At 36.4% G+C, this 11,147-nt stretch carries 9 protein-coding genes and 1 pseudogene; 1 reads left to right on the top strand and 9 read right to left on the bottom strand.

Annotation, left to right across the window (positions count from 1 at the left end; all coding sequences use genetic code 11):
- From A0J48_RS24585 to holA, 8 genes and pseudogenes are all read right to left on the bottom strand, one after another.
- Positions 1-1,487 (bottom strand): annotated as a pseudogene (locus A0J48_RS24585) (hypothetical protein); the annotation flags it as partial.
- A gap of 313 nt (positions 1,488-1,800) precedes the next feature.
- A complete protein-coding gene (locus A0J48_RS24580; RefSeq protein WP_200327214.1) occupies positions 1,801-2,958 on the bottom strand; it encodes a ParB/RepB/Spo0J family partition protein in 1,158 nt (385 codons plus the stop codon).
- Between the two features lie 294 nt (positions 2,959-3,252).
- Positions 3,253-4,065, bottom strand: coding sequence for a ParA family protein (locus tag A0J48_RS24575; RefSeq protein WP_200327213.1), 813 nt, complete (start codon positions 4,063-4,065; stop codon positions 3,253-3,255).
- A 258-nt stretch (positions 4,066-4,323) separates the two neighbouring features.
- Complete coding sequence (locus tag A0J48_RS24570; protein ID WP_200327212.1) at positions 4,324-4,770, bottom strand: hypothetical protein; 447 nt, start codon at positions 4,768-4,770, stop codon at positions 4,324-4,326.
- 110 nt (positions 4,771-4,880) lie between these two features.
- The gene (gene ssb, locus A0J48_RS24565; RefSeq protein ID WP_200327211.1) at positions 4,881-5,264 is read right to left on the bottom strand and encodes a single-stranded DNA-binding protein; all 384 of its coding nucleotides are present in this window, start codon (positions 5,262-5,264) and stop codon (positions 4,881-4,883) included.
- Between the two features lie 222 nt (positions 5,265-5,486).
- Positions 5,487-6,260 carry a hypothetical protein gene (locus tag A0J48_RS24560; protein ID WP_200327210.1) on the bottom strand — a complete coding sequence of 258 codons (774 nt, stop codon included), beginning with the start codon at positions 6,258-6,260 and terminating at the stop codon, positions 5,487-5,489.
- A gap of 119 nt (positions 6,261-6,379) precedes the next feature.
- On the bottom strand, positions 6,380-7,375 hold the full coding sequence (locus A0J48_RS24555) for an AAA family ATPase (RefSeq protein WP_200327209.1): 996 nt from the start codon (positions 7,373-7,375) through the stop codon (positions 6,380-6,382).
- A gap of 117 nt (positions 7,376-7,492) precedes the next feature.
- Positions 7,493-8,458: a DNA polymerase III subunit delta gene (gene holA / locus A0J48_RS24550; RefSeq protein WP_200327208.1), complete on the bottom strand. Its 966-nt coding sequence runs from the start codon at positions 8,456-8,458 to the stop codon at positions 7,493-7,495.
- 171 nt (positions 8,459-8,629) lie between these two features.
- Here holA and A0J48_RS24545 point away from each other — a divergent pair, with 171 nt between their 5' ends.
- Complete coding sequence (locus tag A0J48_RS24545; protein ID WP_200327207.1) at positions 8,630-9,418, top strand: S1 family peptidase; 789 nt, start codon at positions 8,630-8,632, stop codon at positions 9,416-9,418.
- A 10-nt stretch (positions 9,419-9,428) separates the two neighbouring features.
- Here A0J48_RS24545 and A0J48_RS24540 read toward each other — a convergent pair whose 3' ends face one another.
- Complete coding sequence (locus A0J48_RS24540; protein WP_200327206.1) at positions 9,429-10,988, bottom strand: YlqD family protein; 1,560 nt, start codon at positions 10,986-10,988, stop codon at positions 9,429-9,431.
- Positions 10,989-11,147 lie beyond the last annotated feature (159 nt).

The following is an 11,147-nucleotide window of genomic DNA, read 5'->3' as shown; positions in this document are numbered from 1 at the left end:
GCTAATATTATATATTGATATGCTTGTTTCTTTCTACTTTCTCTTGTACGGTCATTTTCTTGCAAAATAAGGGAAATTAAATCAGAAATCTTCTTGATTAGTCCATTAATATTATTAATTTCAGATGGCATAATCAGACCTATAACTTCTGTTTTATCATTTAGCCATTGGAAAATATTTTTAAATTGAGAATAATCTTCTCTATTCATTGCTGTAGTATCTTCTGCGTTCACAATTTGACGCATTAATTCTTTAATTTCCTTACTATCAGCATTGTTATATCTAATATCTAGTAAATATTGTTTAATTATCATGTCTGATAATATTTCTTGTACCCAGTAACTACTGTTATCTGTTTTAGTTTCAAATTCTCTTTTTAATCTAATGAGATAATTAAGATTTTCTGCCTCCAGTTGTCTTTCTTGAATCCAGGAAGGTATTTGTTGGGTTAATAGGTTGTGAGTTAGTTCATTAATTCTAGTTCTTTCATCAATAAAGTATTGAAATTTATCTTTTACCCCAGTAATATTCATCCATTCTTGACGGAGTAATTCTACAAGTTTTTGAGGATTTTCAAATTCATGGAGATGGTGACGACAAATAATTTCCCATACTGCGATCACTCTTCTATAATCTCTATCAATAACAGCAGATTGATCAGGTTGTAGACCACCAATTTGAATTTTTTCTATTTTGATTTTAGATTCGGTAATTTCTTGTTTATAAATATATTGATTTTCATTCCTGGAACTGTGATCTGTCTCTATACCACCTCCACCTATACCAATAAATCCAATTTGAAATTGAGTATTAAGTTGGCTATTAACAATATTTTGAATATTTTGTTCTTCAGCCGAACAAAATCCACTAGAGGAAGCAGAAATTAAGGAAATGCTGCCGAAAGTAACAGTTCCTAGTAAAGCATGAGAACCATAATCTTTGAGAAAATCTTTACAAGCCTGACTTGCTATATATTCAGATTCGGGATTGCGTAAAGTATTATCTATTCTTTTTAATTCTTGTAAAGCATTATGGTCAAGACGAATCTGATTTTGTGTAATAGTACAAGCTGCAACAGGTCTAGCTACATATTGCACTTTAGAATAGTAATTACTTGTAATTGTCTGTTTTGTTTCATTAATATGTTCTGTTTCTTTTTGTAATGAACAAGAAGCACTGGCATTCAGTATTCCACTAAATAAACTATTACCTTCAGCCGATACTTTAATACCAAGACCAAATTTTTCGACACCTCTTTTAAAGTTGCTTTCTTTTCTTTCAGATTTAAATTCTTCTGTGTTGTCTATAGCTTTATATAATGGTTGAGTTAAAGCAACGTTTCCCTGAACTGTAATTAAATTAAATCGTTTTTGTAAAATTTCTTCTTCGTTGGTACTGATAAGCATCCCGTGTAAAGCTAGTCCTGCGGATGCTTGTTGTAATATATTATTACTATCTGGATATACGGGAAAGATATCTTGTGACATATAAAACCTTTTTGGTAGAATTTTTCCTAAATAGTTCGATTTTTTATTTTTGTTATGATTATCCAGTATGACTACTTACAAATGTAATATACTTTACTATTTTTTAATGATTGGCAGATACCATTGGTACATTCAAAAAAACAGAAAATTTTATACCTTGTATTGCTGACAGCTTTTTTCTGTGTCACTTTTTAGGAGTTAAACCCAAAAGACCACAGTTCGTTGTGCTAAATCTTTGACACGAGCGATCGCTCTTTATTAAAACTGCAATCCTTGAGCTTTGTAGCCTTAATTTCAAATTCAAGTGAACATTTTAAACCTTATTATCGTTGACAGCTTTTCCCTGGATTACTTCTTCAATTTCCGCCAGTTTTTTGCGAAGGACTTCCTGAAACTCCATTAATTGCGAAACCTCAACTTTCTTCAACGCTTCCCCAGAAACTTTATATAAAGAGCGTGTTGCTGTTGCTACTGGTTTAACTTGTTTTTCGATTTTCTCAGCGTCGGTACTTTGTGAAGCGATCGCCTCAGTGACTAATTGCCGGGTTTTTTGCACAGATAATTTTTCTGCTAACACCTTTTGGGTGATGTTGATTCTAATTTCTTCTGCTTCTGATTCTGGTAGTCCCAAATTTTTCGCAGAAAGTTTTTGTAACGCCATTGCGTGAACACCTTTAAGTCCAGAAGACCTAATTGCAGCTTTCAAGTCTTCGGCTAAAGAAAGCATGGGAAAAATATTGGCATCAATAGAAGCGGGATTAAGTTGTAAATCTAAAAGTATCGTCAACACTGCCACTTCTCGCTCATCTAAGTCCAAAGTAGCTAAACCTTGTTGTTGTTCCTCTGGCGTTACCGTGAGCAGTTCCACAACAGAGTTCATTCGTTTTTGTGCATTCAATCGTCGCACTACTGTTGAGAGAATCCGGGGAATATCCTGCGGTTCTAAACCAGTATTAGTTGCTAATTCCCGGACAATAGCTTCAGCTTTATCAAGAGGATTGAGGTCTTCCCGGTGTAATGAAGTGATTAAAGCTTTGCGGTGTAGAGCATCAGGTTCAGGAATAATCACAGCTTGCAGATTTTGCCAACCCAAGTTTTTAGCACTACGCCAACGCCGTTCACCATCAAATATAACTAAGTGTTCCCGTTGAATTAAAATAATTGGCTCTAGTTGTCCATCTGATACCAGGGAACGAGACATAGACTCAATACTTTCTGATAAAAATGTCTGTCTTGGTTGTTCTGGGTTGGCTTGAATTTTGTCTAAGGGAATATATTGGATACCTGATTGTGATTGAAGTTGCGCTCTGAGTGTTTGTAACTGTGCTTCTAACTCACTTGACCCTTGAGAGCGGAGTTCTTCGATTTCGGCTTTGAGGCGTTGAATTTCTGCCTCAGCTTCTGATAACTGTTGGGATTGCTTTGCGCCTGAAAAATAATTGGTCAGGTCAGGAGATTTACGGGTGGTCATAAGTTAGCACAGTTTTAATTTGTTTATTGAAACAGCGATCGCGTGGAGTGCAGTACCAATAGCGCAGCGTGGCCTAAGCCGTCATGCAATCGCATTAGATAAGAGGTTATGCAAAATTATTGACACATCAAAAGGGCTGATTGACAAAAATTTCAAGCACTTTGAATGAGCAATGAATTTCAATGAGCTACTGAATAAAGGAGTATTTTCCAGCTATTGCTAAAAAATAAAAATGCGTAATTTTTACAACAGCTTGGTTAAATTGAGACTTTTTTACTCCTGCCATCAACTTGGTTAGGCTGTAACTTTCTCTTTGGTCTTGCTACCAATCAAAGCGGCTAATTTTGAAGCAATTTCTTTGAAATCATCTTTTGCTGGATGACTAGGACGGTGAATAGGTAATGGTAATCCTTGTCCACTGGCGTTAACAAATTCAGCACTATCCCGAACTTCTGGAAAAGCATGAATATTCATTTGCTCTAACTGAGATGGCAATGCAGCTAACATTTGTCTATGGGCTGCACGTCGAGCATCATATTGGTTGGGAACAAAGCCAAGAATTTCTGGTGTGGGTTTTAAGCGTAGGTGCTTGCAGTGGTAGTAATACCATTCCAGTAAATGAGCCGCTCCTTGAATTGATTTAGGTTCTAGCTGGACAGGAATAATTATGTGTGTACTGGCTGTCAGTGCCATTAAAGGTAAGGGACCCAGGGTAGCTGGACAATCAAAGATGATTAAATCATGTTCTAGAGGATAGTCAGTTAGGCGATCGCCTAATAAGTAAGCTCCTCTTTTGTGTAAAACTAATTCATCTGCTGTTTGGGTAAGAACCATACCACCCTGACAAATAACTACTTTATCGGTGTGTTCACTCCAGCAAGGTGTCAACGGCCAGTTACCATCAAAATTCTCTTTGAGGACAGCAGCTAAAGTATGTTCTGGTTCTGGTTGATTTAAACCACAAAACAGTGTCAGTGACCCTTGCGGGTCAAGGTCAAACAGTGCTACCTTATACTTGCGGTTTGCCAGAGCATGAGCTATGTGGACAGAAAGGGTTGTCTTACCACTTCCTCCAGCATTACTTATTACCGCTAATCTAATTTGCATGACTATTTTTTTTGATATTAGGGAGTATCATATATTGAGTTCTCCACCTCATATATCAATATCTGATGTTTTGATGTGGGAGTATCATATATCGAATTTTTTAAATCATATATCAATATCTGAGGAATCAGACAATCTGGAGGAGGTATTTTTTGGGGTGAAAATTTAAGCTGAAGTCATAGCCTCGTACTAACAAGTGAAAACAATTATCTGCCCACAGAAAAAAATACCTCTGGCATCAAGCCAGAAGTAAGAAGATTAAAAGGGAATGTGAGAAATATCAGTATTGCGAGAATGTCCGTTTTGAGAAGCTGTAGCTACACCAGCACCAACTAGCTGTTGAGTATTTTCCTGTGGTGTGGGTGGTTGAACAACAGGGGTAACAGTTGGTGTATGAGTGCGATTACCAGTAGTAGTGCAGATGAAGTTGCGAATAACTAAGGTAGTTTTCTTTTCTTTATATCCTTTACCGCTATCTACTACGTTAAGATCCAGATAGCCGATAGCAATACCAGTGGCATTAATTCCAGATTCAGCAATGGAAACTGCTGCTGCTCCCTTGGTTCTGTAAGGAATTGTGTCTTCTACTACGCCATCTTTTGAATAGTAAGAGAAAACACATTCACCATAGACAATCTTGACACCTTGACTATCAAAAGCTTCATCAATAGTGAGTAGTCGAATGGTTTGGGTTGAGTTAATCATGGTCTATTCTTTGTGATGAAATTTTCAATTGTTCATAAAAATTGCGCTTTGCGCTTTTCAACCAAAACATCCCACAGACAAAAGTGATGCTGCGGGATGTATTTGACTGGCTAGAAGTTGGCGTTAATTATGGAGTCTTCGTCTTCACCAGTTTCATTCGAGTCTTTGCGTTGAGCAGAACTGATGAGTTCTAAATTGTTGACACGAATGATTGGTTTTTGTCTGGGTTCGTTGGTGTTTTTATCTGTCCATCTGTCAAAGACTATTTCACCAGTGATGCCAATAGTTGAACCTTTTTGAACCCAGTCTGCTGCTACTTGTGCAATATTTCCCCAAAGTTCTAAATCAAACCAAAGGGGAGTTTCACTTCTGTAGGGAGGTTTAATAGCAAGAGTCAAGGATGTTTTCATTGCACCTGACTCGAAGTAGCGGATTTCAGGTGTTTGACCAACGCGACCAACTAAATCAACTTTATTGATGTATTGCTGAGTCATAATATTTTACTTGGATAATCAATTTTTTCACGGTATTAGCGCGATAGCGCATTCTCGGTTATGCAGCCAAATGAATGATTTGATGCTAATTTGCTGTTGGTATTGGATACAGCCCTATATCAAACCTGATTGCGCCTAGCGCATTGATTACTGGTTGTATTGGGGGAAACCTGCGTAAAGAAAATAACCCCAAATCTGCTAGAGATTTGAGGCTGATGACTATTACAAAACTTGTTCCTTGGTTGCTAAACCATGCAGTTTGGTTAATAATTTCTCTTCTTTCATGCGAGAGAAACCAGGGACTTTGTGCAATTTCGCTAACTCCCTTAGTCTTTTTAGAGTTAGGGTTTGTAAATCTTCCAAACTTGCTAATTCTGGGGAACTGGGAATATTGGTGATTTCTGAGGAAGAGTTATCAGGTGTAGGAGAATCTGTTGCATCGGTGATAATCTCTACTGTGTGGTCAGGAATAATATCTTTACTGTCACCATTATGACTTTCATCTAGTGGGGAAGTAGATTCAGATGATGTTTGTGCGATCGCATCTACCACTGAGTTATCCTCAATCTCCTCGTTTACGGTAGGCACTGTGTTAGCACCATCTTCACTATGAGTATCATCTGTTGAGGAAATAGATTCAGGTGATGTTTGAGCGATCGCCTCAACTACTGAGTTATCCTCAATCTTTTCGTTTACGGTAGGTACTGTATTAGCAGCATCTTCACTAGGAATATCATCTGTTGAGGAAGTGCTTTCAGTGGGTGAAGTAATCGCATCATTACTGCTGAGGTGAGGCGTTTCTGTTTCCCCGCTTGTGTCACCAAGAATTTGCTCAATAGTGGCTACAGTGGGTTCTTTCAAAACGGTAATTCTGTGGAAATTTCCCACTTTTCTAACTGAGATTCTTGCTCCAGCCGTGCGGAGTTTTGTTGTCAAGTCGTTGAGCAGGAGAAATGCTACATCCAATTGACGGTAATTATTGATAATGGCACTCATGGTTTTTTGTTTGATTTAGTTCACCACAAGAGCGCATAGCGCAATCCTTTTGTCCAAAAACGTTTTTGGTATCTTTGATGATGTTGAGAGAGATTGCGTTGAAAATGTAGTTTTTGGTATTAGTCAGGAAATAGTAAAACTTCCCATACCAATCGGGGAGAGGCCATTTTTAACAGCGAGTTTTTGGCATCTTCCAATTTCAACAGCCAACTGTGATCACTGAGAAATTCCTTCCAACAATATTGCAGGTAATCTATCAACCATAGTTGTTGATGAAAATCTAATTGCACCTCAATATCTTTGGCGATACTTAACGCTGTTAACAGATTGCTAGGTGGTTGAATTAGTTGTTGTAAAATTGATTGTGGGATAGATTGGAGTTGATCATGGTAAGCGATCGCCATTCCAGGAGAACCACCCGCAAACTGTATAACATTTGGGTGATTAAGAATTTCAGAACGTCCCACATTTTCTAAAACCGTGGTCATTTGGGCGTTGTTTAGTCGCTGGAAAGGAATCATTTGGCAACGGCTGGTAATTGTAGCCAGTAACTTTTGGGGGTGGGATGAAATGAGGATAATAGTGCCGGATATTGGCTCTTCCAAGGTTTTCAGCAGTGCATTAGCAGCAGTGGGTGGCATTCTGTCAGCATTTTCTACCACCACAATTTTGTAAGGTGCAATTAGAGGAGAGGTAGCCAGAAATTGGGTGATTTCTCGAATCTGCTCAATTCTAATTTGGGATTGAGATTTTCGCAGTACCCCAGAAGCTGCTATTTCACTTTCATTTAACAACTGTTTTTGGTGTAGGTATGTTGGTTCAACCCATAAAATATCAGGACAGTTAGCTAGATTTTGAATGTTGAAAATTTCAGCGATAAAGCATTTAGCAGCTAAAGATTTTCCTACTCCCTCTGCTCCAGCAAACAAATAAGCAGGGACAATTCGGTTGTGTGCGATCGCACCTTTGAGTAAAGATATTGCTAAATTTTGACCAATGATTTTTGATAACTGCCAGTTTTCTGCAATTGGCTGTGTAGATTCGGAATCTATACTTTGAGAAGGTTCACAAACAGAAAGATCGGTTGTGAGATGAAGTAGATCAAGTTGCTTCATTTTTTGAGTTTTTGGAATTTTTGATTAGACATCTCCAGAAATTTAATCTCCCTCCAACAACCGGAACATTTTAGGTTAAATTTCCGAGGTGTTTATTGCATTTGCAAGAAGTAATACCTACGAGCAAAGTTTGATAATTTGAGTTTGCAAGGCGAGTTTTTCATCTACACCAGATTTGAGCATTAGCTCTAGTTCCAACAGCATTTTCAAACTATTTTTCAGCTTGTTTACACAACAATTAGCAACCTCTTGGCGGATGTAATACAAGCGTTTGGGATTTTTCACGTCTGCAAGTTGGGTTATTGCATTCTCATCTTGACACCCGGTGATGATCATCTGTTTGACTGTTAGCCAAGTGCGAAAGGTTGTAGTCAGGGTAGCGGTAATTTTTAAAGCTGGTTCGTTACAGTTAATTAAGCGTTCAACAAATTCTAATGCTTGAGCAATGTTACCCAAGCGAATGGCGTTGGCTAGTTGTAAGCTATTAGCAGCACTTTCTGAGACTAATTCTTTCACCATATCCCCATTGACTGTTTTACCCAAAGCATAGGTTTTGAGCTTTTCTAGTTCGGTGAATATCAGTCGTGTATGATTGCCTGTGTAATCAATCAATACTTTGTAGGCATCGGTAGTGAGTGTTACACCTACTTCGTCAGCTAAAGTACGAGCTTGCTGTATTAATGCTTGGGTTTGCCATTGGGGAATGAGAGGAAATTCTTTTACCTGTGCATACTCCAGTAGTAGTTTGACTGATTTATTTCTCGCGTCAGGTTTGTGAGTGTTGGTGATCAGGAGGGTATTTGTTGAGGGAATTTTGGGGAGAATGGACTCCAACTGCAACAATATTTCTTTTGAACAAACTCCCAATAATGTGCTGTTGGGCAAATGTACTAATCTTCCTCCACTCCCAACTGGTGGTGTCATGATATTGGATAATGCTTGAGGAATGGTTTCTTTAGATTCTGGGGGGTATTCTGTATAGTTAAAGTTTGCCCATTGTTGATCTAGAGTGTGGGTTTTTAGTTGTTTGATGGTGCGAGTTAGGAAGAGTTCGTTTTCACCAAAGTATAAGTATGTTGGCATGGTAGTACGGCAATTGTATTGTCGTACATGAGCGTTAGCTCTAAATCAGCTATAATAGTGGTATTAGTCATATTCATAAATCTGAAATAATCAATTCATTGCCACAAAAATCACAATAGTAAAATAGTATTGTTATTTATAACCATGAATTACTAAGTTCATTAAAATCAAATGCCTAAAATTAATGCTCCTTTTATCGTCAAACTGCTGCTAGGGGTATTATTATCATTTGTCTTAAATTATTCTACTTCACCACAGAATTATTTAATAGAATCAACTACTGTATCTTTACCAACTTCACAACAGATAGAGGAAATAGCTAAATCTGTAACAGTGAGAATTTTATCAAATTCCGTTGCTGGTTCTGGAGTAATTATAGAACGTCAAGGGCAGATTTATACAGTTATCACTAATCGTCATGTTGTTGCTAATAATTCTGATAATCACTACAATATTTTAACTGTAGATGGAAAAATTCATCAGGGCAAATGGTTATTTACTAATAAGTTTACAGATTTGGATTTAGCATTGATAGAGTTTAAAAGTTCTCAATTTTATCAAGTTGCAGAAATTGGTGATTTTAATAAATTATTGATAGGAGAAACTTTATATGCGGCAGGATTTCCTAATTGGCAATGGCTGAATCAAAAGGAAATAGAAAGTACCCAAGATTGGGGAAATAGAGCTTTTATTTTGACAGTAGGAAAGGTGGGAATGTTACCTAAAAAAAGTTTAAAATATGGTTATCAATTGGGTTATACTAATGATATTTTTGCAGGGATGAGTGGAGGTGCTGTTTTTAATAATTTTGGTAAGTTGGTAGGAATAAATGGACGGATGAAATATCCATTATCAGGAATTGAGAGTTTCAGGTTTACTGATGGTACTCTTCCTACACAGATAGTTTTAAAAGAAATGGAGGCTTTGAGTTGGGCAATTCCTGTTAATTGGATGAAGTAGTTTGAGTTGTTTATAAATAATAAGAATAACCAAAAGGACGACAGTAAGTATTTCCTATATAATCTACTAAACCTGGGTAATATCGTATAGTAACCCATAAAATTACAAAAGTTAATAATATAGAAATATTAGGAGATATTAAATTTTTAATTTGGAGATATAAAACTAAAATTTTAAGTTTTAAAATTTTAAATGTATCTTTTAAGTTTTTAATTTGCAGTAATTGGAGCATTAATTGGTTTTGTTGTTCTAAAAGTTTCTCTTTTTTGTGATTGAATTGTAGTTTAATGTTGTCTATCTGATTGCGATATATGGGACCAGACATTGGTAAACCTTTTGCGCTAATAGCTCTTAGTTCTTCCATGCCTAACTGTTGCAGTTGCTGATCAATTTGATTAATTTGGGATTGTAAACGTTGTTGTACATCTCCTGTCCAGAAGGAAGTGATGCTTGTTTTGATGGTATTCATCGCATTATTTAAAGATTTTTTATTAAAATATGGTGAAATATAACCAATACATAAAACACAAGCAACACAAGCAATAGAACCAATAACAATAAGATTCCATATGGGTATATTAACAAGAGTAAAAATAGAGATAATTATCCAACTACTTGTATCTCCTTTGTAAAGAGTAGAACAATAAAAAGAAACTCCAATAAATAATGGAATTAATAACCAAAATATAATCCAAATTTTACCTAAATTCCCCCAAGAATTACCCAACCAATAAGTACAAGTTTCAATGTGCTGTTTTTTTTCTGCTGTTAAAATTTGGTATGGATATTTTTTTACCTTTACTGGCTTACTTTGAGCTTGAGACTCTTTAACCACTATTTTCTTAGGAGTTACAGGTAAAGGTTTCTTAGCAACTGGAGATAGAGAAACTTTCGGACTAGGTTTAACAGTTACAAGAGGAGAAATAGATTTAGGACTATCCAAAAATAACTTAATAGGGATTCCTAAATTTAATCCTACCTTACTACAATCTTGCTCATCACCTTGACCATGAATTCCTACAATTTTACCTTCTTCATTTAATACCGCTCCCCCACTCATTCCCCGACGAGTAGCATTATTGTAAATTAAAGAATAACCATTTTGTGGTTCTTGTATTCCCACAATATTACCAGGAGTAACTAACAAAGTTCTTTGGGGAATTGCCACACTAGGTTCAGGAGAACCAGCAAGATATACTGTTTTTCCAGGTGTTAATGCTACTGAATTACCAAACTCTGCTAATTTATAATTTTTATTACTAGTAAATTGAACTATTGCCAAATCTATTCCAGAAACAGGAATAATATTAGGATTAATTCTTTGTCTGATTTTATCAGGAGTAATTACAAAACAACCATTAGGTTGACTGACAACGTGCTTGGCTGTCAGAATAGAATAAACATTACCTTTGCGCTCATAAATTACTCCTGAACCTGATGTACAACCATCAATTAAAACTACAGTATCTTTAGCTATTTGACTTACCTGATCATAAGAAAGTGCATGAGCAATTACAGGTAGTAGTGCCAATAAAATGGAGAAAATGAGAATAGTGAAAAAACGACGCATGAATAGGCTCTACTTAATTGGGTAATGTGATTTTAAATTGATAAATAAGGATAAATGAGAACTGAATAATTACAATTATCTTTATTAAGAAGGTTAGTGTGACTTGAACGAAAAAATGGGCTTTTAGCTCACGTTATGCTTCACAAAGCAGATGTCCAT

The sequence above is a fragment of the Sphaerospermopsis aphanizomenoides BCCUSP55 genome (assembly GCF_001586785.1).
GTDB lineage: Bacteria > Cyanobacteriota > Cyanobacteriia > Cyanobacteriales > Nostocaceae > Sphaerospermopsis_A > Sphaerospermopsis_A aphanizomenoides_A.
This window is presented reverse-complemented; position numbering and strand designations above follow the sequence as displayed.

Excerpts from the sequence above, each read along its gene's own strand:
- A0J48_RS24570 (WP_200327212.1), bottom strand. The coding sequence starts at position 4,770 with ATGATTAACTCAACCCAAACCATTCGACTACTCACTATTGATGAAGCT.
- A0J48_RS24540 (WP_200327206.1), bottom strand. The coding sequence starts at position 10,988 with ATGCGTCGTTTTTTCACTATTCTCATTTTCTCCATTTTATTGGCACTA.
- A0J48_RS24545 (WP_200327207.1), top strand. The coding sequence starts at position 8,630 with ATGCCTAAAATTAATGCTCCTTTTATCGTCAAACTGCTGCTAGGGGTA.
- A0J48_RS24580 (WP_200327214.1), bottom strand. The coding sequence starts at position 2,958 with ATGACCACCCGTAAATCTCCTGACCTGACCAATTATTTTTCAGGCGCA.
- A0J48_RS24560 (WP_200327210.1), bottom strand. The coding sequence starts at position 6,260 with ATGAGTGCCATTATCAATAATTACCGTCAATTGGATGTAGCATTTCTC.
- A0J48_RS24555 (WP_200327209.1), bottom strand. The coding sequence starts at position 7,375 with ATGAAGCAACTTGATCTACTTCATCTCACAACCGATCTTTCTGTTTGT.
- ssb (WP_200327211.1), bottom strand. The coding sequence starts at position 5,264 with ATGACTCAGCAATACATCAATAAAGTTGATTTAGTTGGTCGCGTTGGT.
- A0J48_RS24575 (WP_200327213.1), bottom strand. The coding sequence starts at position 4,065 with ATGCAAATTAGATTAGCGGTAATAAGTAATGCTGGAGGAAGTGGTAAG.
- holA (WP_200327208.1), bottom strand. The coding sequence starts at position 8,458 with ATGCCAACATACTTATACTTTGGTGAAAACGAACTCTTCCTAACTCGC.